33 protein-coding genes are annotated in these 22,508 nt (G+C 49.5%); all 33 read left to right on the top strand.

The window, feature by feature from the left end; genetic code table 11:
• The first annotated feature begins 51 nt into the window (after positions 1-51).
• Entirely contained in the window at positions 52-4,251 is a 4,200-nt protein-coding gene (gene rpoC / locus OMQ46_RS15535) for a DNA-directed RNA polymerase subunit beta' (RefSeq protein WP_266238370.1), read from the top strand.
• Between the two features lie 153 nt (positions 4,252-4,404).
• Positions 4,405-4,779, top strand: coding sequence for a 30S ribosomal protein S12 (gene rpsL, locus OMQ46_RS15540; protein WP_014704941.1), 375 nt, complete (start codon positions 4,405-4,407; stop codon positions 4,777-4,779).
• Between the two features lie 45 nt (positions 4,780-4,824).
• Complete coding sequence (gene rpsG / locus OMQ46_RS15545) at positions 4,825-5,295, top strand: 30S ribosomal protein S7 (protein WP_266238373.1); 471 nt, start codon at positions 4,825-4,827, stop codon at positions 5,293-5,295.
• Positions 5,296-5,373: 78 nt separating this feature from the next.
• Entirely contained in the window at positions 5,374-7,473 is a 2,100-nt protein-coding gene (fusA, locus tag OMQ46_RS15550) for an elongation factor G (protein WP_266238375.1), read from the top strand.
• 24 nt (positions 7,474-7,497) lie between these two features.
• On the top strand, positions 7,498-8,688 hold the full coding sequence (gene tuf, locus OMQ46_RS15555; RefSeq protein ID WP_266238377.1) for an elongation factor Tu: 1,191 nt from the start codon (positions 7,498-7,500) through the stop codon (positions 8,686-8,688).
• Between the two features lie 5 nt (positions 8,689-8,693).
• A complete protein-coding gene (rpsJ, locus tag OMQ46_RS15560; protein ID WP_008292025.1) occupies positions 8,694-9,008 on the top strand; it encodes a 30S ribosomal protein S10 in 315 nt (104 codons plus the stop codon).
• Positions 9,009-9,022: 14 nt separating this feature from the next.
• Positions 9,023-9,658 carry a 50S ribosomal protein L3 gene (gene rplC, locus OMQ46_RS15565; RefSeq protein ID WP_266238380.1) on the top strand — a complete coding sequence of 212 codons (636 nt, stop codon included), beginning with the start codon at positions 9,023-9,025 and terminating at the stop codon, positions 9,656-9,658.
• 19 nt (positions 9,659-9,677) lie between these two features.
• Positions 9,678-10,295 (top strand): 50S ribosomal protein L4, encoded by a 618-nt coding sequence (rplD, locus tag OMQ46_RS15570; RefSeq protein ID WP_266238381.1) that lies wholly within the window; start codon positions 9,678-9,680, stop codon positions 10,293-10,295.
• Complete coding sequence (gene rplW / locus OMQ46_RS15575) at positions 10,292-10,585, top strand: 50S ribosomal protein L23 (RefSeq protein ID WP_266238383.1); 294 nt, start codon at positions 10,292-10,294, stop codon at positions 10,583-10,585. Before rplD ends, rplW begins: the two co-directional genes overlap by 4 nt.
• Before the next feature lie 17 nt (positions 10,586-10,602).
• Entirely contained in the window at positions 10,603-11,430 is an 828-nt protein-coding gene (rplB, locus tag OMQ46_RS15580) for a 50S ribosomal protein L2 (RefSeq protein WP_266238384.1), read from the top strand.
• A gap of 16 nt (positions 11,431-11,446) precedes the next feature.
• Positions 11,447-11,722: a 30S ribosomal protein S19 gene (rpsS, locus tag OMQ46_RS15585; protein WP_266238386.1), complete on the top strand. Its 276-nt coding sequence runs from the start codon at positions 11,447-11,449 to the stop codon at positions 11,720-11,722.
• A 10-nt stretch (positions 11,723-11,732) separates the two neighbouring features.
• A complete protein-coding gene (gene rplV, locus OMQ46_RS15590; protein WP_266238388.1) occupies positions 11,733-12,065 on the top strand; it encodes a 50S ribosomal protein L22 in 333 nt (110 codons plus the stop codon).
• 12 nt (positions 12,066-12,077) lie between these two features.
• Complete coding sequence (gene rpsC, locus OMQ46_RS15595) at positions 12,078-12,740, top strand: 30S ribosomal protein S3 (RefSeq protein ID WP_266238389.1); 663 nt, start codon at positions 12,078-12,080, stop codon at positions 12,738-12,740.
• 11 nt (positions 12,741-12,751) lie between these two features.
• Complete coding sequence (gene rplP, locus OMQ46_RS15600) at positions 12,752-13,165, top strand: 50S ribosomal protein L16 (RefSeq protein ID WP_008292018.1); 414 nt, start codon at positions 12,752-12,754, stop codon at positions 13,163-13,165.
• Complete coding sequence (rpmC, locus tag OMQ46_RS15605; RefSeq protein WP_266238391.1) at positions 13,165-13,347, top strand: 50S ribosomal protein L29; 183 nt, start codon at positions 13,165-13,167, stop codon at positions 13,345-13,347. Before rplP ends, rpmC begins: the two co-directional genes overlap by 1 nt.
• Before the next feature lie 13 nt (positions 13,348-13,360).
• Positions 13,361-13,621, top strand: coding sequence for a 30S ribosomal protein S17 (rpsQ, locus tag OMQ46_RS15610; protein ID WP_266238392.1), 261 nt, complete (start codon positions 13,361-13,363; stop codon positions 13,619-13,621).
• Positions 13,622-13,648: 27 nt separating this feature from the next.
• The gene (gene rplN, locus OMQ46_RS15615; protein ID WP_266238394.1) at positions 13,649-14,017 is read left to right on the top strand and encodes a 50S ribosomal protein L14; all 369 of its coding nucleotides are present in this window, start codon (positions 13,649-13,651) and stop codon (positions 14,015-14,017) included.
• Between the two features lie 13 nt (positions 14,018-14,030).
• Entirely contained in the window at positions 14,031-14,348 is a 318-nt protein-coding gene (gene rplX, locus OMQ46_RS15620; protein ID WP_266238396.1) for a 50S ribosomal protein L24, read from the top strand.
• A 22-nt stretch (positions 14,349-14,370) separates the two neighbouring features.
• The gene (gene rplE / locus OMQ46_RS15625) at positions 14,371-14,910 is read left to right on the top strand and encodes a 50S ribosomal protein L5 (RefSeq protein WP_266238397.1); all 540 of its coding nucleotides are present in this window, start codon (positions 14,371-14,373) and stop codon (positions 14,908-14,910) included.
• 20 nt (positions 14,911-14,930) lie between these two features.
• The gene (gene rpsN, locus OMQ46_RS15630; RefSeq protein ID WP_266238398.1) at positions 14,931-15,236 is read left to right on the top strand and encodes a 30S ribosomal protein S14; all 306 of its coding nucleotides are present in this window, start codon (positions 14,931-14,933) and stop codon (positions 15,234-15,236) included.
• A 29-nt stretch (positions 15,237-15,265) separates the two neighbouring features.
• Entirely contained in the window at positions 15,266-15,661 is a 396-nt protein-coding gene (gene rpsH, locus OMQ46_RS15635; protein WP_266238399.1) for a 30S ribosomal protein S8, read from the top strand.
• Between the two features lie 24 nt (positions 15,662-15,685).
• Positions 15,686-16,219, top strand: a complete 534-nt coding sequence (rplF, locus tag OMQ46_RS15640; protein ID WP_266238401.1) for a 50S ribosomal protein L6 — start codon at positions 15,686-15,688, stop codon at positions 16,217-16,219.
• 12 nt (positions 16,220-16,231) lie between these two features.
• A complete protein-coding gene (gene rplR / locus OMQ46_RS15645) occupies positions 16,232-16,585 on the top strand; it encodes a 50S ribosomal protein L18 (RefSeq protein ID WP_266238402.1) in 354 nt (117 codons plus the stop codon).
• Positions 16,586-16,602: 17 nt separating this feature from the next.
• The gene (rpsE, locus tag OMQ46_RS15650) at positions 16,603-17,115 is read left to right on the top strand and encodes a 30S ribosomal protein S5 (protein ID WP_266238404.1); all 513 of its coding nucleotides are present in this window, start codon (positions 16,603-16,605) and stop codon (positions 17,113-17,115) included.
• A 5-nt stretch (positions 17,116-17,120) separates the two neighbouring features.
• On the top strand, positions 17,121-17,309 hold the full coding sequence (rpmD, locus tag OMQ46_RS15655; protein WP_266238405.1) for a 50S ribosomal protein L30: 189 nt from the start codon (positions 17,121-17,123) through the stop codon (positions 17,307-17,309).
• Between the two features lies 1 nt (position 17,310).
• Positions 17,311-17,745, top strand: a complete 435-nt coding sequence (gene rplO / locus OMQ46_RS15660; protein WP_266238406.1) for a 50S ribosomal protein L15 — start codon at positions 17,311-17,313, stop codon at positions 17,743-17,745.
• Positions 17,746-17,750: 5 nt separating this feature from the next.
• Positions 17,751-19,106: a preprotein translocase subunit SecY gene (gene secY, locus OMQ46_RS15665; protein WP_266238407.1), complete on the top strand. Its 1,356-nt coding sequence runs from the start codon at positions 17,751-17,753 to the stop codon at positions 19,104-19,106.
• A 33-nt stretch (positions 19,107-19,139) separates the two neighbouring features.
• Complete coding sequence (gene rpmJ, locus OMQ46_RS15670; RefSeq protein ID WP_083821451.1) at positions 19,140-19,253, top strand: 50S ribosomal protein L36; 114 nt, start codon at positions 19,140-19,142, stop codon at positions 19,251-19,253.
• Positions 19,254-19,338: 85 nt separating this feature from the next.
• On the top strand, positions 19,339-19,692 hold the full coding sequence (gene rpsM / locus OMQ46_RS15675; RefSeq protein WP_266238409.1) for a 30S ribosomal protein S13: 354 nt from the start codon (positions 19,339-19,341) through the stop codon (positions 19,690-19,692).
• Between the two features lie 15 nt (positions 19,693-19,707).
• Positions 19,708-20,097 carry a 30S ribosomal protein S11 gene (rpsK, locus tag OMQ46_RS15680; RefSeq protein ID WP_266238410.1) on the top strand — a complete coding sequence of 130 codons (390 nt, stop codon included), beginning with the start codon at positions 19,708-19,710 and terminating at the stop codon, positions 20,095-20,097.
• 22 nt (positions 20,098-20,119) lie between these two features.
• The gene (gene rpsD / locus OMQ46_RS15685) at positions 20,120-20,740 is read left to right on the top strand and encodes a 30S ribosomal protein S4 (protein ID WP_266238411.1); all 621 of its coding nucleotides are present in this window, start codon (positions 20,120-20,122) and stop codon (positions 20,738-20,740) included.
• Between the two features lie 42 nt (positions 20,741-20,782).
• Positions 20,783-21,766, top strand: coding sequence for a DNA-directed RNA polymerase subunit alpha (locus OMQ46_RS15690; RefSeq protein WP_266238412.1), 984 nt, complete (start codon positions 20,783-20,785; stop codon positions 21,764-21,766).
• A 40-nt stretch (positions 21,767-21,806) separates the two neighbouring features.
• Positions 21,807-22,196: a 50S ribosomal protein L17 gene (gene rplQ / locus OMQ46_RS15695; protein WP_266238413.1), complete on the top strand. Its 390-nt coding sequence runs from the start codon at positions 21,807-21,809 to the stop codon at positions 22,194-22,196.
• Positions 22,197-22,508: the final 312 nt, after the last annotated feature.

Consider the following 22,508-nt stretch of genomic DNA (forward strand, 5'->3'; position numbering starts at 1 on the left):
TACTGACAGATAATCAAGAAATGAGCCGTTTACGGCAGCGGAGAATGAAACATGAAAGATTTGCTTAACTTGTTAAAGCAACAAACTCAGCCCGAGGAATTTGATGCCATTCGCATTGGCCTGGCCTCACCTAAAATGGTGCGCTCATGGTCTTTCGGTGAAGTCAAAAAGCCTGAAACCATCAACTACCGTACCTTCAAACCGGAGCGCGAAGGTCTGTTTTGCTGCAAGATCTTTGGCCCGGTTAAAGATTACGAATGTCTGTGCGGTAAATACAAGCGTCTGAAGCACCGCGGTGTTATTTGTGAAAAATGTGGCGTTGAAGTCACGGTTGCCAAAGTACGTCGTGAACGTATGGGTCACATCGAACTGGCCAGTCCGGTCGCCCATATCTGGTTCCTGAAATCCCTGCCATCACGGATTTCACTGTTCCTGGATATGACGCTGCGTGATATCGAACGTGTACTGTACTTTGAAGCGTTTATCGTTGTTGATCCCGGTATGACGCCGCTGGAAAAAGGCCAACTGCTGTCTGATGAAACTTACCTGCAGGCCATTGAAGAATACGGTGATGAATTTGACGCCCGCATGGGTGCTGAAGCAGTTCAGCAACTGCTGCGCAACATCGACGTCAATAAAGAAATTGAAGTCATCCGTGAGGAAATCGACGGCACTAACTCAGAAACCAAGATCAAGAAACTGAGCAAACGCCTGAAGTTGATGGAAGCCTTCCAGGAATCCGGTAACAAGCCGGAATGGATGATCATGGAAGTACTGCCGGTACTGCCACCGGATCTGCGTCCACTGGTGCCACTGGATGGCGGTCGTTTTGCGACCTCCGATCTGAACGATCTGTACCGTCGTGTCATCAACCGTAACAATCGTCTGAAACGCCTGCTGGACCTCAGCGCGCCGGACATCATCGTACGTAACGAAAAACGTATGCTGCAGGAATCTGTGGATGCGCTGCTGGATAACGGTCGTCGTGGTCGTGCTATTACCGGTACCAACCGCATGCCGCTGAAATCACTGGCAGACATGATCAAAGGTAAGCAGGGTCGTTTCCGTCAGAACCTGCTGGGTAAACGTGTCGACTATTCCGGTCGTTCGGTTATCGTGGTGGGTCCTTACCTGAAGCTGCACCAATGCGGTCTGCCGAAGAAAATGGCACTGGAACTGTTCAAGCCATTCATTTACGGCAAACTGGAACGTCAGGGTCTGGCAACCACTATCAAAGCTGCCAAGAAAATGGTGGAACGTGAAGGTCCGGAAGTCTGGGATATTCTGGAAGAAGTCATTCGTGAGCATCCGGTTCTGCTGAACCGTGCGCCAACCCTTCACCGTCTGGGTATCCAGGCCTTTGAACCGTTGCTTATCGAAGGTAAAGCGATTCAGCTGCACCCACTGGTCTGTAGCGCATTCAATGCTGACTTTGACGGTGACCAAATGGCGGTCCACGTACCATTGTCACTGGAAGCCCAATTGGAAGCCCGCTCTCTGATGATGGCGACCAACAATATCCTGTCGCCAGCCAACGGTGAACCGGTCATTATCCCGTCTCAGGACGTGGTACTGGGTCTTTACTACATGACCCGTGAACGTGTTGGTGAAAAAGGCGAAGGCAGCTTCTTTGCTGATCTGGCAGAACTGCGCCGTGCCTATGACAGTGGTGTTGTTTCGCTGCATGCCAAGATCACGGTACGTCTGGATGAAACTGACATTACGCTGCCGGAACCGGAACAGAGCCGTCGCATCCGTGTGGAAACCACGGTTGGTCGTGCCATCCTGTTCGGTATTGTGCCCAAAGGTCTGCCGTTCTCGATTGTTGACCGCGCCATGTCGAAGAAAGCAATTGGTGATGTGATCAACACCTGCTACCGTCGTCTGGGTCTGAAAGAAACCGTTATCTTTGCTGACCAGCTGATGTACCTCGGCTTCTCACAAGCGACACAGTCAGGTTCTTCCGTTTGTGCCGACGATATGGTGATTCCGGCTGCCAAGGCGGAAATCCTGGCCAAAGCCGAAGCCGAAGTGGAAGAAATTGCGACTCAGTATGCTTCCGGTCTGGTCACCGACGGTGAACGTTACAACAAGATCATCGACATCTGGTCACGTACCAACGACCAGGTCGCGAAAGCGATGATGGACGGTATCGGTAAAGACATTACCAAAGATAAAGACGGTAATGATGTCGAACAGCAATCGATGAACTCCATTTATATGATGGCTGACTCCGGTGCCCGTGGTAGTGCGGCGCAGATTCGTCAGCTCGCTGGTATGCGTGGTCTGATGGCGAAACCGGATGGTTCTATCATCGAAACACCGATCACCGCGAACTTCCGTGAAGGTCTGGACGTACTGCAATACTTCATCTCGACTCACGGTGCACGTAAAGGTCTGGCTGATACCGCACTGAAAACCGCGAACTCCGGTTACCTGACCCGTCGTCTGGTTGACGTATCTCAGGATCTGGTCGTGGTAGAAGATGACTGTGGTACCTCATTGGGTATCAGCATGTCACCGATTATCGAAGGTGGTGACGTTGTTGAAGCCCTGGGTGAACGTGTACTGGGTCGTGTTGTGGCTGAAGACCTGATGTCACCGGATGGTTCCAAACTGGTTATGGCTGCCGGCGATATGATCGATGAAGCCGCTGTGACCAAGCTGGAAAAAGAAGGTATCGACGAAGTCATGGTTCGCAGTGCGATTACCTGTGAATCACGCTACGGTGTCTGTGCCGCCTGTTACGGTCGTGACCTGGGTCGTGGTCACAAGATCAACGTCGGCGAATCGGTCGGTGTTATCGCGGCACAGTCTATCGGTGAGCCGGGTACCCAGCTGACCATGCGTACCTTCCACATCGGTGGTGCGGCGTCACGTACTGCGGCTGATAACTCGGTTGCACTGAAATACAAAGGTAATATCCGCTATCACAACATTAAATATGTTGAGAACTCGGCCGGTAAATTCGTTGCGGTATCCCGTTCCGGTGAGCTGCACCTGATCGATGAAAATGGTCGTGAGCGTGAGCGTTACAAGATCCCTTACGGTGCGGAAATCACCGTACCGGATAACGCGGCGGTAGACTCAGGTCAGATCGTTGCCAACTGGGATCCGCATACGCATCCGGTTGTGACCGAAGTGAAAGGTCAGGTTCAACTGAGTGATCTGGTCGAAGGTGTCACCGTTGATAAGACAGTCGACGAAGTCACCGGTCTGACCAGCTTCAGTGTCCGTGAACCAAAACAGCGCAGCGGTGCCGCCAAAGACATGCGTCCGATGGTTAAGCTGGTTGATGAGAAAGGCGAAGACGTCTTTATTCCGGGTACTGATATTCCAGCGATGTACTTCCTGCCGGGTGGCGCGATTGTTCGTGTCAGCGATGGCCAGGAAGTGGAAATCGGTGACATTCTTGCGCGCATTCCTCAGGAAAGCAGTAAGACCCGCGACATCACCGGTGGTCTGCCGCGTGTTGCCGACCTGTTCGAAGCACGTAAGCCGAAAGATCCTGCTCTGATGGCAGAAATCAGCGGTACGGTCAGCTTTGGTAAAGAGACCAAAGGTAAACAGCGTCTGATCATCACGCCGAAAGAAGGCGAGCCTTACGAGGAACTGATTCCAAAATGGCGTCACATCTCCGTGTTCGAAGGTGAGCACATCGAGAAAGGTGAGATGCTGGTCGATGGTCCGGAAGATCCGCATGACATCCTGCGTCTTAAAGGCGTGCTGGCCCTGTCTAATTACATGGTCAGTGAAGTACAGGAAGTTTACCGTCTGCAGGGTGTAAAAATTAACGACAAGCACATCGAGGTCATCGTGCGTCAGATGTTGCGTAAAGTTGAAATTGATGCAGCCGGTGACAGCAAGTTCCTGAAAGGTGAACAGGTTGAATACGATCGTGTGCTGGAAGCCAATGATATTCTGCGCCAGCAGGATAAACTGGAAGCGACCTTCACACCGTTGCTGCTGGGTATCACCAAAGCCTCACTGGCAACCGAGTCGTTCATTTCGGCGGCGTCGTTCCAGGAAACAACCCGCGTCCTTACCGATGCGGCGGTCACTGGCAAGAGCGACAACCTGCGTGGCCTGAAAGAGAACGTGATTGTGGGGCGTCTGATCCCGGCCGGTACTGGTCTGGCTTACCACAAGGAACGCCAGCGTCGTCGTGCAGAGCGGATGGGTAACCCGGATGTTGCACCCGCCTCTGATTCTGAGGAAAGCAAAGACGAGGCAATGAAAGAAGTTTCATAAGCCAAATGTCTTGACGTAACACTTTGTTACGTTATAGAATTCGTCTTCTTTGTCGGGCACCCTCCTGAGGGTGCCCACATTTTTACTGGAATGGTAATGCGTGAATAATAGTAACGCAGGCTACCATCGCTAGATATTTGTAAGGTTGTATTGATGGCAACAATAAATCAGTTGGTTCGCAAACCAAGATTAAAGCAGAAGAAAAAGAACAATGTTCCTGCGTTGCAGGCATGTCCTCAGCGTCGTGGTGTTTGTACTCGTGTTTACACCACTACGCCTAAAAAGCCGAACTCTGCGATGCGTAAAGTCGCCCGTGTTCGTCTGACTAACGGTTTCGAAGTGACTTCCTACATTGGTGGTGAAGGTCACAACCTGCAGGAACACAGCGTTGTTCTGATTCGTGGCGGTCGTGTTAAGGACTTGCCTGGTGTGCGTTACCACACTGTTCGTGGTGCACTGGATACCTCCGGTGTTGCAGCTCGTCGCCAGGGCCGTTCCAAATACGGTGCCAAGCGTCCTAAAGGCTAAGCACTTTTAGACTCGCCATTAACGTACAAGATTTAGGAAAGACAAATGCCAAGAAGAAGGGTTGTTGCCAAACGTGAAGTACTGCCTGATCCGAAGTTTCAAAACATCGGCCTGGCCAAGTTCATCAACGTCATCATGAAAGACGGCAAAAAATCAGTTGCTGAAAAAATCACTTATGGCGCACTGGACACAGTCGCTGAAAGCAAAGGCACTGATGGTCTGGAAATCTTCCAGAAAGCCATTGAAAATATCAGCCCGATGGTGGAAGTAAAATCCCGTCGTGTCGGTGGTGCGACTTACCAGGTGCCCGTTGAAGTTCGTCCTGAGCGTCGTGTTGCCCTGGCGATGCGCTGGCTGGTTGAAGCCTCTCGTAAACGTGGTGAAAAATCCATGGGTATGCGTTTGGCCGGTGAGCTGTCTGACGCTTACGAAAACAAAGGCACTGCGGTGAAGAAGAAAGAAGATACTCACCGTATGGCTGAAGCGAATAAGGCGTTCTCGCACTTCCGCTTCTAAAGCTGTATTACCCCTTCACCAGCTGGTTCTGGTGAAGGTTTTTTGTTCTTTAACATTGTTGATTTAAGAGTAGCTATAGTGGCACGTACGACACCAATTAACAGATACCGTAATATCGGCATCATGGCTCACATCGACGCGGGTAAAACCACGACGACCGAGCGCGTGCTGTTCTATACCGGTATTTCGCACAAGATTGGCGAAGTACACAATGGTGCGGCCATTATGGACTGGATGGAACAGGAGCAGGAGCGGGGTATCACCATTACCTCTGCTGCTACTACATGCTTCTGGGCCGGCATGGATCAACAATTTGAACAACATCGCATTAACATCATCGACACGCCTGGACACGTTGACTTCACCATTGAAGTAGAACGGTCCCTGCGTGTTCTCGATGGTGCCATCGCTGTCTTCTGTGCAGTGGGTGGTGTCGAACCTCAATCTGAAACAGTCTGGCGCCAAGCCAACAAATATCACGTTCCCCGTCTCGCCTTTGTCAATAAGATGGATCGTCAGGGCGCCAACTTCCTGCGCGTTGTTGAACAGATCAAAAAACGCCTCGGTGCCAAGCCGGTTGTCATGCAATTACCGGTCGGCAGTGAAGACGAGTTCGAAGGCGTTGTCGATCTGATTCGTATGAAAGCCATTTACTGGAACGAGGAAGATTTCGGTGCCACCTACGACTTGCGCGACATTCCCGAAGACATGCTGGCTGAATGCCAGCATTACCGTGAAGAGCTGGTCGAAAATGCGGCGGAAGCTGATGAAGCGCTGATGAATGCCTACCTCGAAGCCGGAGAGCTGACCGAGGCGCAAATCAAGCAGGGCATTCGCAAGCAAACCTTGGCCAATGAAATCGTGCCGGCTTTCTGTGGTTCGGCTTTCAAGAATAAAGGTGTTCAGGCGGTTCTGGATGCAGTCATCGAATTCATGCCTGCTCCCGGTGATGTGCCTGCCATCAAGGGCCTGGTCGATGTCGATAACGAGGTATATGAAACCCGTGAGGCCGATGACAAACTGCCGTTTGCTGCGTTGGCTTTCAAAATTGCGACCGATCCTTTCGTCGGCAGCCTGACATTCTTCCGGGTTTATTCCGGCGTTCTGAAGTCTGGTGATGCGGTTTATAATCCTGTCAAAGGCAAGAAAGAACGCATTGGCCGTCTGGTTCAGATGCATGCCAATAGCCGTGAAGAACTGACTGAAGTCCGCGCAGGTGATATCGCTGCAGCGATTGGCCTCAAAGATACCGTTACCGGGGAAACGCTGTGCGACCCGGCACATGAGATCACACTGGAACGCATGGAGTTCCCCGAGCCTGTTATCTCGGTCGCGATTGAGCCGAGAACCAAAGCAGACCAGGAAAAAATGGGTATTGCTTTGGGCAAGCTGGCCAAAGAAGATCCCTCATTCCGTGTCAGCACTGATGAAGAATCAGCACAAACTATTATCGCCGGTATGGGTGAGCTGCACCTCGATATCATCATTGACCGTATGAAACGAGAGTTTGGCGTCGAAGCCAATGTGGGTGCGCCGCAGGTCGCTTATCGCGAAACGATTCGTAAAACCGTTGAGGCTGAAGGTAAGTTTGTGCGCCAAAGTGGTGGTAAAGGCCAGTACGGCCATGTCTGGCTACGACTGGAACCACAAGAGCAGGGTGCTGGTTACGCCTTTGAAAACGCCATTGTTGGCGGATCGGTACCAAAAGAATACATCGCATCTGTAGATAAGGGTATACAAGAGCAGATGAAAAATGGTGTAATAGCGGGCTACCCTGTGGAGGATGTCAAAGTGACATTATTCGACGGTTCGTATCACGACGTCGACTCCAGCGAGATGGCATTTAAAGTTGCCGGTTCGATGGGTTTCAGAAACGGCGCGCTCGAAGCGAGTCCGGCTCTGCTCGAACCCGTAATGAAAATCGAAGTAGTGACTCCCGAAGAGTACATGGGTGACGTGATGGGTGATTTGAATCGCCGTCGCGGTACCGTTGCTGGAATGGATGATGCATCCAGCGGCAAGATTATCAAGGCAGAAGTGCCACTGGCAGAAATGTTTGGTTACGCAACTGATTTGCGTTCTGCAACACAGGGTCGGGCGACTTACTCCATGGAGTTCGCCAAGTACAGTGAAATACCAGGCAATGTTGCAGAAGCGATCATTAACAAAACGAAATAACGACTTTTAACGAGGTAGACGAGAATGTCCAAGGAAAAATTTGAACGCTCGAAGCCCCACGTCAACGTGGGCACCATCGGTCACGTTGACCATGGTAAAACCACTTTGACAGCAGCGCTGACCAAAGTGCTGGGTGAAATGTCAGGCGGCGAATTCAAAGATTACGCGGATATCGATAACGCACCTGAAGAACGTGAGCGTGGTATTACAATCTCAACCGCACACGTCGAGTACGAAACTGCTAACCGCCACTATGCGCACGTAGACTGCCCGGGCCACGCCGACTATGTTAAAAACATGATTACCGGTGCGGCTCAGATGGACGGCGCGATCCTGGTTGTAAACGCAGCTGATGGCCCGATGCCACAAACCCGTGAGCACATTCTGCTGTCTCGTCAGGTAGGCGTTCCATACATCGTTGTCTACCTGAACAAAGCAGACATGGTTGATGATGCTGAGCTGATCGAACTGGTTGAAATGGAAGTTCGTGAACTGCTTGACACCTATGACTTCCCAGGTGATGACACGCCAATCATCGTCGGTTCTGCGCTGAAAGCACTGGAAGGCGACGACAGTGAAATCGGTGTTCAATCTATCCTGAAACTGGCCGAAGCGATGGATGAATACTTCCCGGAACCAGAGCGTGCCATTGATGGTGCATTCCTGATGCCGATTGAAGACGTATTCTCAATCTCTGGCCGCGGTACTGTTGTTACCGGTCGTGTTGAACGCGGTATCGTTAAGGTGGGTGATGACCTGGAAATCGTGGGTATCAAAGACACCCAGAAAACCACTTGTACCGGTGTTGAAATGTTCCGCAAACTGCTGGATCAAGGTCAGGCCGGTGACAACGTCGGTGTTCTGCTGCGTGGTACCAAGCGTGAAGATGTAGACCGTGGTCAGGTTCTGGCACACCCGGGTACTATCACTCCGCATACTCGTTTCGAATGTGAAGTGTACGTGTTGTCAAAAGATGAAGGTGGTCGTCACACCCCATTCTTTAATGGCTACCGTCCACAGTTCTACTTCCGTACTACCGACGTTACCGGTGCGTGTGACCTGCCTTCAGGCGTAGAAATGGTCATGCCAGGTGATAACGTCAAAATGGACGTAACTTTGATTGCACCGATTGCGATGGAAGAAGGGTTACGTTTTGCTATTCGTGAAGGCGGCCGCACAGTTGGTGCCGGTGTCGTTAGTAAAATCGTTGAGTAATAGAAATGGCAGCAACCCAAACTATTAGAATCCGGCTGAAATCATTCGATCATCGCTTGATCGATCAATCAGCAAAAGAAATTGTTGAAACTGCGAAACGTACAGGCGCGCGAATCAATGGTCCGATTCCTCTGCCAACTAAGAAAGAGCGTTTCACAGTGCTGATTTCACCACACGTGAACAAAGATGCCCGTGAACAGTACGAACTTCGTACTCACAAGCGTCTGATGGATATTGTTGAGCCTACTGATAAAACAGTAGACGCATTGATGAAACTGGATCTCGCCGCTGGCGTAGACGTCCAGATCAAGTTGAATTAAGAGGGGCTGGGTCAATGACTATCGGACTCATCGGCCGTAAGCGTGGTATGACTCGTGTCTTCTCTGAAGACGGTGTGTCTACCCCTGTAACGGTAATTGAAGTAGAGCCAAACCGTGTTAGCCAGTTGAAAACACTGGAAGCGGATGGTTACAACGCGATTCAAGTGACTGTAGGTGAGCGTAAAGCATCACGCGTTACCAAACCTCAGGCAGGTCATTTCGCCAAAGCACAAACAGCTGCAGGCCGTAAGGTTGCAGAGTTCAGAGTGGAAGATATCGCTGAACTGGAACTGGGTGCCGAGCTGAAAGTAGACCTGTTCGAAGCCGGTCAGAAGATCGACATCTCAGGCATTACCAAAGGTAAAGGTTTTGCCGGTGTCGTTAAACGCTACGGTTTCGGTGGTGGTGATGCCACACACGGTAACTCGCTGTCTCACAGAGCACCGGGTTCTATCGGTCAGTGTCAGACACCTGGTCGTGTTTTCAAAGGTAAAAGAATGGCGGGCCATATGGGTGACAAGAAACGCACCCTGCAAAACCTGTCAGTCGTTCGGGTAGACGCAGAAAGAAATCTGCTGTTGGTCAAAGGCTCAGTGCCTGGTGCCACTGGCAGCGACGTCGTCATCCGCCCGGCTGTTAAAGCCCAGTAAGATTCTTAGGGGAATAGACGTGGATCTTCAATTACAATCATTTGACGGCAAGAAAGCAGGAAACATCTCTGTTTCCGATGCTTTGTTTGACCGTGAATATAACGAGTCTCTGGTGCATCAGGTGGTGACATCATTCCTGGCAGCAGCTCGCAGCGGTACTCATGCACAGAAAAACCGCGCAGCTGTCAGTGGCGGTGGTCGCAAGCCTTTTTCACAAAAAGGTAGTGGTCGTGCCCGTGCCGGTACTATCCGTAGCCCATTGTGGCGTAGCGGTGGTAAAACTTTTGCAGCCACTAACCGTGACTACAGCAAAAAAGTAAACCGCAAAATGTACCGTGGTGCCGTAGCAGCCATCCTGTCAGAACTGCGCCGTAAAGATGCATTGATTCTGGTCGACAAAGTCGAGCTGGATTCACCAAAAACCAAAGACCTGCTGGCCAAAACCAAATCACTGGGTCTGTCAAACGCACTTATCGTGACTGAAAATGCCGCCGGCAATGTCGCGCTGGCATCACGCAACCTGTATGACATTGCTGCCACTGATGCGGCACACGTCAACCCGGTTGCCCTGTTGCGTTTCGAAAAAGTTGTGATGAGTGAAGACTCTGTACGCAAATTAGAGGAATCACTGGCATGAACTCAGAGCGCTTAACAAAAGTTATCTTGGGCCCTGTGGTTGCTGAAAAAGCATCACGAGTTGCAGAAATGAATAACCAGGTAGTGCTGAAAGTATTGCCTAACGCCAACAAAACAGAAATCAAACAAGCGGTTGAAACCCTGTTTGATGTGAAAGTTGCGTCAGTATCAACCACCAATGTCAAAGGCAAAGTCAAGCGTACCGGCCGTATCATGGGCAAACGCAGCGACTGGAAAAAAGCCTACGTCACATTGGCTGACGGTGCTGATCTCAACTTCCTTGGCGAATAAGTAAGAGGGAATTAGGAATGGCATTAAAGAAGGCTAAACCTACATCAGCCGGCCGCAGATTTGTGGTTCAGGTCAGTACACCTGATCTGTACACCGGTGCGCCTTATGCACCCCTGGTTGAAAAGAAAGGCAAAACTGGCGGTCGTAACAATGCTGGTCGTATCACCGTGCGTCATCGCGGGGGTGGTCACAAGCAACGTTACCGTCAGATTGACTTTAAACGTAACAAAGACGGTATCCCAGCTGAAGTAGAAAGAGTGGAATACGATCCAAACCGTACTGCTCATATCGCCCTGCTGAAATATGCAGACGGTGAAAAACGCTACATCATCGCCCCGAAAGGCGTGGCAGCAGGTGATCGTCTGGAATCTGGTGACAATGCAGCGATTCGTGCAGGTAACGCACTGAAGCTGTCTGCTATCCCACTGGGTAGCACCGTTCACTGCATCGAACTGAAGCCAGGCAAAGGCGCTCAGTTGGCACGTAGTGCTGGCAGCAGCGCGCAATACGTTGCCCGCGAAAACGGCTATGCAACGATTCGTCTGCGTAGTGGTGAGATGCGTAAAGTACCTCTGGAATGTAAAGCGACAATGGGTGAAGTCGGTAACGGCGAGCACTCCTTGCGTTCACTGGGTAAAGCCGGTGCCACTCGCTGGCGCGGTATTCGTCCTACCGTTCGCGGTGTGGTCATGAACCCGGTTGATCACCCTCATGGTGGTGGTGAAGGTCGTACTTCGGGTGGTCGTCATCCGGTTACCCCGTGGGGCGTACCTACCAAAGGTTACAAAACACGCAAGAACAAACGTACTGACAATATGATCGTACGTCGTCGCAATCGTAAATAAGATTTAGGGAATACCTATGCCGCGTTCAATTAAAAAAGGTCCTTTTATTGACCTCCACCTTGAAAAGAAGGTCTTGGAAGCGAGAGAAACTGACAATAAACGTCCGATCAAAACCTGGTCACGTCGTTCGATGATTTCTCCTGACATGATCGGCTTGACAATCGCCGTTCACAATGGTCGTCAACACGTACCCGTGTTTGTGACAGAAGATATGGTAGGGCATAAGTTGGGTGAGTTCTCACCAACTCGCACCTTTAAAGGTCATGCCGCTGACAAGAAATCTAAACGATAAGGTTATAGATATGGCTACACAAGCTAAACTCAGCTATGCACGCATTTCCGCACAAAAGGTGCGTTTGGTTGCAGATCAAATTAGAGGTTTGCCGGTAGAAAAAGCAATCAACCTGCTCGCATTCAGCCCTAAGAAAGCGGCTGAACTGATGAAAAAAGTACTGGACTCAGCTATCGCTAATGCGGAGCACAATGACGGTGCTGATATTGATGAGCTGGTTGTTTCTGCAGTCATGGTTGACGAAGGTCCAACCATGAAACGTATGCAGGCACGTGCCAAAGGCCGTGGCAACCGTATTCTTAAACGCACCAGCCACATCACTGTGGTTGTAGACGAGAAGTAAGAGAGCAGACTTATGGGACAAAAGGTTCACCCAACAGGTTTTAGACTTGGTATAATTAAAGATTGGAATTCGATCTGGTATGCCGATTCAGCTAACTTTTCAGACCAGCTGAATAACGATCTGAAAGTACGTGACTATTTGAAACAAAAACTGTCACACGCTTCAGTCAGCAAAATCCAAATCGACAGACCAGCGAAGAACGCCAAGATCACCATTCACACAGCCCGTCCAGGCATCGTGATTGGTAAGAAAGGCGAAGACATCGACAAGCTGCGTAAAGAAGCGTCTGACTTGATGGGGATTCCTGTCAATGTCGGCGTCGAAGAAATTCGTAAGCCAGAACTGGATGCTACCCTGGTAGCTGAAAGCGTGGCACAGCAGCTCGAGCGCCGCATTATGTTCCGCCGTGCGATGAAACGCGCAGTGACCAACACAATGCGTCTTGGTGCCGAAGGTATCCGTATTAACGTTGCCGGCCGTCTCAACGGTGCAGAAATTGCCCGTACTGAATGGTATCGCGAAGGTCGTGTGCCACTGCACACCCTGCGTGCTGATATCGATTACGGTACTGCCGAAGCAAAAACGACATACGGCATCATCGGTGTCAAAGTTTGGATTTTCAAAGGTGAAGTTTTCGACGCCAACGCGCAAAACGCACCTGCAGCTGAAAAATAAGGTTATAACCAATGTTACAGCCAAAAAGAACGAAATTTAGGAAGCAGCAAAAGCTGCGTAACAGAGGACTGGCACACCGCGGCGCTAAAGTGAGCTTTGGTGAATACGGCCTGAAATCTCTGGAGCGCGGTCGCATTACTGCACGCCAAATCGAGGCGGCTCGTCGTGCCATGACTCGTCACATCAAACGTGGCGGTAAGATCTGGATTCGTGTGTTTCCTGACAAGCCGATTTCCAGCAAACCACTGGAAGTTCGTCAAGGTAAAGGTAAGGGTAATGTCGAGTACTGGGTAGCCAATGTGCAACCAGGTCGCATGCTCTACGAAATGGAAGGTGTTGCTGAAGACGTCGCACGTGAAGCTTTCCGTCTGGCGGCAGCAAAACTTCCCGTTAAAACCACATTTGTAACGCGGGCGATACTGTAATGAAAGCGAGCGAAATCAGACAAAAATCAGCTGAAGATCTGACCAAAGAACTGGAAGAGCTTCACAAAGAACAGTTTAATCTGCGGATGCAAAACGCTACTGGTCAATTGACACGTAACAGCGAAATGAAACGTGTACGTCGTGACATTGCACGCATCAAGACTGTATTGAACGAGAAATAGATAGGGCACGGAAATGAGTGATCAGCAAAGTACAGCACGTTCGTTAACCGGTCGTGTCATTAGTGACAAGATGGATAAGTCGATTACCGTTCTGATTGAACGTCGTGTCGCCCATCCGATCTATAAAAAATATGTCAAACGTTCTACCAAATTGCATGTTCATGACGAAAACAATGAATGCAACATTGGTGATACCGTTAGTGTCGCCTCAACTCGCCCACTGTCTAAGACTAAGTGCTGGAAGTTGGTCGAAATTATCGAGCGTGCGAAATAAGCAACTGTACAGTTTGGAGTTTAGACCATGATTCAAATGCAAAGTAGTCTTGAAGTGGCCGATAACAGCGGTGCCAGACGTGTAGAGTGCATCAAAGTTTTAGGCGGTTCACACAAGCGTTATGCCGGTATCGGTGACATCATCAAAGTCACCATTAAAGAAGCGGCTCCGCGCGGTAAAGTGAAAAAAGGTACCGTTCACAATGCGGTTATCGTCAGAACCCGTAAAGGCGTTCGTCGCCCTGACGGTTCTCTGATTCGTTTTGATGAGAACGCTGCCGTGCTGCTGAACCAGGCACATCAACCGATTGGTACCCGTATTTTTGGTCCGGTTACCCGTGAACTGCGTAGTGAAAAGTTCATGAAAATTATTTCTTTGGCACCAGAAGTACTGTAAGGGAGCGCTGAGGATGGAAAAGTTAAAAAAAGGCGATCAAGTTGTCGTTCTGACAGGTAAAGATCGCGGTAAGCAAGGTGAAATCCAGCGCCGTGTCGATGGTGGCAAGTTTGTTGTTCAGGGCATTAACCTGGTCAAGAAACACCAGAAACCGAATCCGGCGTTGGGTCAACAAGGTGGCATTATCGAAAAAGAAATGCCGATTGAAGGGTCGAATCTGGCTCTGGTTAACCCTGCTACAGGCAAGGCTGACCGAGTTGGGTTTAAAGTGCTGGAAGATGGCAAGAAGGTTCGCGTCTTCAAATCAAATGGCGAAGTTGTAAGCGCTTGAGCTTCGTATTAGGTAGAGAACAGTGAGCAGATTAAAAGATTATTATCGTGAAACTGTAGTTAAACAACTGCAAGACCAGTTTAACTACAAATCAGTAATGGAAGTGCCTCGCATTACCAAAATCACCATTAATATGGGTGTAGGTGAAGCGTTGACTGACAAGAAAGTGCTGGAAAACGCAATGGCTGACATGGAGAAGATTGCCGGTCAGAAACCCGTTGTAACCAAAGCGCGTAAGTCAGTTGCCGGCTTCAAGGTGCGTGAAGGTTGGCCGATTGGTTGTAAAGTCACACTGCGCAAAGAACGCATGTATGACTTTCTGGATCGCCTGATTACCATTTCCATTCCACGTATTCGGGATTTTCGTGGCCTCAATCCTAAATCGTTTGACGGCCAAGGAAACTACAGCATGGGGATTAAAGAGCAAATTATCTTCCCCGAGATTGAATACGACAGAATCGACAAGCTGCGTGGTATGGATATCACCATTACCACTTCTGCCAATAACGCAGAAGAGTCGCGCGCTTTGTTGACTGCGTTCAAGTTTCCTTTTAGAAAATAAACATTTGGATGGAATAAGTTATGGCTAAACGTTGCATGGTTAACCGCGAAATCAAGCGGGCAAAACTGGTTAAAAAATACGCTGCGAAGCGTGAAGAATTGAAAAAGCAAATGCTGGATATGTCGCTGTCTGCAGAACAGCGTGAAGCAGCGGCGAAGAAATTCCACTCGCTGCCACGTAACTCCAGTCCAACGCGTCTGAGAAACCGTTGTGAACTGACAGGTCGTCCGCATGGCTATTTCCGCAAATTCGGTTTGTCTCGTAACAAACTGCGCGAACATGCAATGAAAGGCGACATCCCTGGTCTGGTAATGGCCAGTTGGTAATTACCAGCCTGAATAGTGGAGCTAGATAGATGAGTATGACAGATCCAATTGCAGATATGCTGACACGCATTCGCAATGCCCAACAGGCGAACAAAGCCGAAGTTGCTATGCCTTCCTCTAAAGTGAAGGTTAACATCGCCAAGGTATTGGAAGAAGAAGGCTATATCACTGCATTCAATGTCACCGAAGCAGACAGCAAAGCAACGCTGACTATTACCCTGAAATATTTCGAGGGTAAACCGGTTATTTCTGAAATTAACCGCGTCAGCCGTCCAGGTCTGCGTGTTTACAAATCAGCCAATGACCTGCCACGTATCATCGGCGGTCTGGGTGTAGCGATTGTGTCTACATCTAAAGGCGTGATGGCCGACCGCAAAGCACGTGCCCTGGGTCAGGGTGGTGAAGTGCTGTGCGCAGTAAGCTAAGCCTGATTTATTGGAGATTGTAAAATGTCACGTATTGCAAATGCGCCAGTCGAAATTCCAGCAGGTGTGGAAATTTCTCTGAGCGACAGTGAAATCACCGTTAAAGGTAAAAAAGGCACGCTGTCACGTGCAATCCATCCTGATGTACAGGTTGCACAGGAAGATTCTGCACTGAAAACTTCTGCCAAAATTGAATCACAGGCCGCTGTTGCCCTGGCAGGTACAACTCGTGCCCTGCTGAACAACATGGTTATCGGCGTTACCGAGGGCTTCCAGAAGAAACTGGCCCTGGTCGGTGTGGGTTACCGTGCTAAAGCACAAGGCAACAAACTGGACCTGACACTGGGTTTTTCCCACCCGGTTCAGTACGAAGTGCCTGAAGGTATTACCGTTGAAACACCAAGCCAGACTGAAATCGTTGTTTCAGGTGCTGACAAGCAGGTTGTCGGTCAGGTGGCAGCAGACATCCGCGCATATCGCGAACCAGAGCCTTACAAAGGTAAAGGTGTCCGTTATGCCGATGAGCATGTTGCTCGTAAAGAAGCTAAGAAAAAATAGTTAGGCTGAAAAATGGATAAGAAAATTTCACGTTTACGTAGAGCGGCCAGAGCGCGGGCTAAACTGAGAGAACTCGAAGTTTATCGGCTGACAGTTCACAGAACTCCACGCCATATTTATGCGCAGGTTCTGACCCACGACAGCTCTAAAGTCATTGCTTCGGCCTCAACTTTGGATCCTGAAGTCAAAAAAGATCTGAAAAACACCGGCAATGTCGACGCGGCTACCGTCGTCGGTAAAATCATTGCTGAGCGTGCTGCCAAAGAAGGTATTAAAGAAGTGGCCTTTGATCGCAGCGGTTTCAGATATCACGGTCGTGTCAAAGCATTAGCTGATGCGGCGCGCGAAAACGGCCTTCAGTTCTAATTTAAAAGGTAAGAAACATGGCTCAGAATGAACAAAGACAAGCCAACAACTCTGATGGCTTGATTGAAAAATTAGTCGGTATCCGTCGCGTTGCTAAAGTAGTAAAAGGCGGTCGCGTATTTGGTTTCTCTGCACTGACTGTGGTTGGTGACGGTAACGGTCGCGTTGGCTTCGGCCAGGGCAAAGCCCGTGAAGTACCGGTTGCGATTCAAAAAGCAATGGATGAAGCCAGAAAGAACATGAAACAGGTCGCGCTGAAAGGTGACACCCTGCAGCATCCTGTGACAGCACGTCACGGTGCCGCTAAGGTGTTCATGCAACCTGCATCTGAAGGTACCGGTGTTATCGCCGGTGGTGCGATGCGTGCTGTATTCGATGCGGTCGGTGTTCATAACGTTCTTGCCAAGTCAAACGGTTCAACCAATCCTGCCAACGTGGTTCGCGCAACTATCAAGGGTCTGACAGACATGAACAACCCTGAAGCGATTGCGGCCAAACGCGGCAAGACTGTTGAAGAGATCACGGAATAAGAAAGATGTCATCACAAGCTAAATTAAAAGTCACCTTGGTGAAAAGCACCATTGGTCGTCTGGCCAAACATAAAGCGAGTGTTGCCGGTCTGGGTCTGAGAAAAACCGGTAGCAGCGCTGTAGTGCTGGATACACCTGAGAATCGCGGCATGATCAACGCTGTGTCGTACTTACTGAAGGTTGAGGAAGTTTAAGATGAACCTGAATACACTGTCGCCAGCACCAGGCGAGAAGAAAGACGCGAAACGCGTCGGTCGCGGTATTGGCTCGGGACTGGGTAAAACCGGTGGCCGTGGTCACAAGGGTCAGAAATCTCGTTCAGGCGGTTTCCACAAACGTGGTTTCGAAGGCGGTCAGATGCCTTTGCAACGCCGTCTGCCTAAAGTCGGTTTTAACTCCCGCAAGAGTCTGACTGCTGCCGAAGTTCGCCTGGATACCCTGGCAAACATCGAAGCGGAGGTGATTGACCTGCTGACGCTGAAAGCAGCCGGCGCAGTGGCTGAAAACACGAAAAGTGTCAAAGTCATCAACTCTGGTGAAATCAGCACTGCAGTTAATCTGAAAGGCATCGCTGTAACGGCTGGCGCGAAAAAAGCGATTGAAGCCGCAGGCGGTAAAATCGAAGAGTAAGCTAAGTGGAAAATAACAGACAACAAGCAGCAGCTTTATTGGCAGGCGGTGGACGTTTCGGTGAACTGAAAGCCCGCCTGCTCTTCGTTCTGGGGGCGTTAATCGTTTACCGTATGGGTACGTTTATGCCGGTTCCCGGTATCGATCCGGCTGCGCTGGCCATTATGTTCGAACAGCAACGAGGGACCATCCTCGATATGTTCAACATGTTCTCCGGCGGCGCTCTTGAGCGCCTGTCTGTTTTTGCACTGGGCATCATGCCGTATATTTCGGCGTCGATTATCATGCAGCTCTTGACGGTTGTGCACCCTAAACTGGCGCAACTGAAGAAAGAGGGTGCAGCAGGTCGCCGCAAAATCACGCAGTACACGCGTTACGGTACGCTGGTACTGGCCACGTTCCAGGCACTGGGTATTGCTATTGCACTCGAAAGTCAGAGCGCTGCCGGTGTTAGTGTGGTCATTGATCCGGGTTTTGTATTCCGTATTACTGCGGTCATTACCCTGGTTACCGGTACCATGTTCCTGATGTGGCTGGGCGAGCAGATCACTGAGCGCGGTATCGGTAACGGTATTTCATTGATTATCTTTGCCGGTATTGTTGCCGGACTGCCATCAGCGATTGGCGGCACCCTGGAACTGGCGCGCACCGGTCAGCTGCATACTTTCTTGGTGATTGCGCTGCTGTTGTTAGCGCTGGCTGTCACTGCTTTTGTCGTTTTCGTCGAAAGAGCACAGCGTCGTATACCTGTGCATTATGCTAAACGCCAGCAGGGGCGTAAGATGATCGCCGGCCAGGTTACGCATCTGCCGTTGAAGCTGAACATGGCGGGTGTTATTCCCCCAATTTTTGCTTCAAGTATCATCCTGTTTCCTGCTACAATTGCCGGCTGGTTTGGTTCATCAGACGGCATGGGGTGGCTGAAAGATATCTCAACATTGATGTCGCCTGGTCAACCGATGTATGTCATGGCCTATGCCCTGGCAATTATATTCTTCTGTTTCTTCTACACCGCGCTGGTGTTCAATCCGAAAGAAACAGCTGAGAACCTGCAAAAATCTGGCGCCTTCATCCCTGGTATCCGTCCAGGTGAGCAAACTGCGCGTTATATCGATACTGTGATGGGCCGATTGACCCTCGCAGGTGCGGTTTACATTACCGCAGTATGTTTGCTGCCAGAGTTTTTAATACTTTACTGGAGCGTTCCGTTTTATTTCGGCGGTACCTCCCTGTTGATCATCGTCGTGGTTGTTATGGACTTCGTGTCCCAGGTGCAGTCGCACATGATGTCTCAGCAGTACGAAAGTTTGATGAAAAAATCGAATAAATCTAATAGTGGGGTCAGGGGCTTTTTAGGCTAATCCCGACTTAAAAGGTTTTGCTGGAGAAAAAAGATGAAAGTTCAGGCGTCAGTAAAAAAGATTTGTCGCAATTGTAAAATTGTAAAAAGAAATGGTGTGTTACGAGTTATCTGTTCAGAAGCTCGTCACAAACAACGTCAAGGCTAACTTGACGATCGTTTTAGTTTGTTGTTGAACAAAAGAATTGTATGTTACAATTCACTGTTCACTCCTGAGGAATTAGGGTAAATCAATGGCTCGTATAGCTGGTATTAATGTTCCTGTGCAGAAGCACGCTGTAATCGCATTGACATCGATTTATGGTATCGGACGCACACGTGCTCAAGCAATCTGTGAAGCCGCAGGCGTAGCACCTGACGCTAAAGTCAGAGATCTGTCTGAGCAGGAAGTCGAAGCGCTTCGTACCGAAGTTGGCAAGTACTCCGTAGAAGGTGACTTGCGTCGTGAAGTATCCATGGATATCAAACGCCTGAAAGATCTGGGCTGTTTCCGTGGCGTTCGTCACCGTAGAGGTCTTCCAGTTCGCGGCCAAAGAACAAAAACAAACGCAAGGACCCGTAAAGGTCCTCGCCGTGTGATCAAATAAGGTAAGAGGCTTTCGATGGCAAATTCATCAGCACGACAACGTAAACGTGTTAAAAAGAATGTCGTTGATGGCGTAGCCCACGTGCACGCTTCATTCAATAACACAATCGTTACTATCACTGATCGTCAGGGGAATGCCTTGTCATGGGCCACCTCAGGCGGTTGCGGTTTCCGTGGTTCTCGTAAAAGCACCCCTTTTGCTGCTCAGGTAGCAGCTGAGAAAGCGGGTGAGGTAGCCAAGGATTTCGGCATGAAAAACCTGGACGTAGAAATCAAAGGCCCAGGCCCTGGTCGTGAATCAGCCGTGCGTGCCCTGAATAATCTGGGTTTCAAGATTACCAATATTTCTGACGTCACACCGATTCCTCACAATGGTTGCCGTCCGCCTAAGCGTCGTCGCGTTTAATAGAATTTCGGAGTAACACAGAATGGGAAAATATCGTGGCCCAACTTGTAAACTGAGCCGTAGAGAAGGTACTGATCTGTTCCTGAAGAGCAGAGGCAACCCAATCGAAAGCAAGTGCAAGATCGAAACTAAACCTGGTCAGCATGGTGCCCGCAGAGGTCGTGATTCTGACTATGCTCAACAGTTGCGTGCCAAGCAGCGTATTCGTCGTATCTACGGTGTACTGGAAAAACAGTTCCGTAACTACTACAAATCAGCTGACCAGAAGAAAGGCGCAACCGGTATCAACCTGCTGAACATGCTGGAACAACGTCTGGATAACGTTGTGTACCGCATGGGCTTTGCCGGCACTCGTGCCGAAGCAAGACAGTTGGTTTCTCACAAAGCCGTGCTGGTTAATGGCAAAGCGACCAATATCCCTTCTTACCAAGTGCAGGAAGGTGATGTTGTAGAAATTCGCGAGAAAGCCAAAAAGCAAGAACGCATCAGCAACGCCATGTCTGTTGCAGAGCAACTGGGCTTCCCGGAATGGGTGGAAGTTAACGCGAAAGCATTCTCAGGTACTTTCAAACGTGTTCCTGAGCGTGATGAGCTGCCAGCTGAACTGTCTGAAAACCTGGTTGTAGAGCTTTACTCGAAATAAACATAACTAAACTCCGGGCAGGAGTTTACTAGAGGAATTTGCATGACGACTTACACGAGTCAATTTCTTAAACCAAGGATTGTAGACATCCAGAAGTTTAGTGATACGCGTACACGTCTTGTGCTGGAACCGCTTGAGCGTGGTTTTGGTCACACCCTGGGCAATGCCCTGCGCAGAATCCTGCTGTCCTCAATGGAAGGTGCAGCTGTTGTAGAAGCTCAGATTGATGGTGTCGTCCACGAGTATTCCGCTATTGATGGTGTGCAGGAAGACGTCCTCGACATCCTGCTGAACATGAAAGGTCTGGCAATCAAGTTACATGAAGGTAATGAAGTTGTTCTGACTTTAAATAAAGAAGGCGTTGGCCCTGTTACTGCTGCTGATATTCAATTGCCGCATAATGTGGAAGTGACCAACCCTGATCATGTTATTGCCAATCTGACTGGTGGTAGCCTGGCTATTACCTTCAAGGTTGCTAAAGGTCGTGGCTACTCTGCTGCCAATACCCGTAGCACAACAGAAGAAGAAGATCATGCGATTGGTCAGCTTCATCTGGATGCTTCTTTCAGCCCTGTTCGTCTGGTGACCTACAGTGTTGAGAGTGCCCGTGTAGAAAACCGCACTGACCTTGATAAATTGATTATTGACGTTGAAACCAACGGCACACTGGAAGCGGAAGATGCAATTAAATACGCAGCAACCATTTTGAGTGATCAGCTCACTTCCTTCGTTGATTTTACTGTCATTGAAGAAAGTGTCAGTGAACCGAAACAACCGGCTGTTGATCCTGCGCTGTTGCAAGCGATCGATGATCTGGATCTGACTGTCCGCTCAGCGAATTGTCTGAAGGCAGAAAATATTTATTATGTTGGTGACCTGATTCAGCGTACTGAAATGGAACTGCTGAAAACGCCAAACCTGGGTAAGAAGTCATTAACTGAAATTAAAGAAGTGCTGGCTTCAAAAGGTCTGTCCCTGGGTATGCACCTGGATAACTGGCCACCTGCTTCTTTAGAGTCAAAATAATACTGAAGTTAATTCAGCATAAAAGAATAGGGTAACAACAATGCGTCATCGTAATTCTGGTCGTAAATTAAATCGTAACAGCAGCCATCGCAAAGCGATGTTCAAAAACATGGCTGCGTCTCTGTTTGAGCACGAAGTCATTCGTACTACTTTGCCAAAGGCAAAAGAGTTACGTGGTGTCGTTGAGCCGCTGATTACTTTGGGTAAAAAAGACTCGGTTGCTAACCGTCGTCTGGCTTTCGCCCGAATCGGTGACCGCGATGTTGTGACCAAACTGTTCAATGAAATCGCACCACGTTCAGCCAACCGTCCTGGTGGCTACGTGCGTGTACTGAAATGTGGTTTCCGCCAAGGCGACAAGGCCCCTATGGCTATTGTTGAACTGGTAGATCGCGAGGTTCAGGACGCTGAAGCTGTCGACGCTGAATAACACTCAGCATATATCGATCATGGAAAGCCGGCTCAATGCCGGCTTTTCTATTTATAGAAGCGGCTGAAAGGCCATAGATGATAGTAAACAAGATTATTTCTTGAGCTAACTGACTGATTTTTAGTCCTATCATCAGAAAGTCTGAAATTAGTGTTGTAACACTGTTGACACACTCTCTCAGGCCGGTATAATTCTCGCTTCTTTGCTGCAGCGAGTTCTGCAAGCAACGCTCTTTAACAAAACAGTATCAAGTAATTTGTGTGGGTGCTTACGTTAGGTTGCTAGAAAACCTGACGGATAGCATTTACATGC

This window comes from Methylophaga sp. OBS1 (assembly GCF_026319365.1).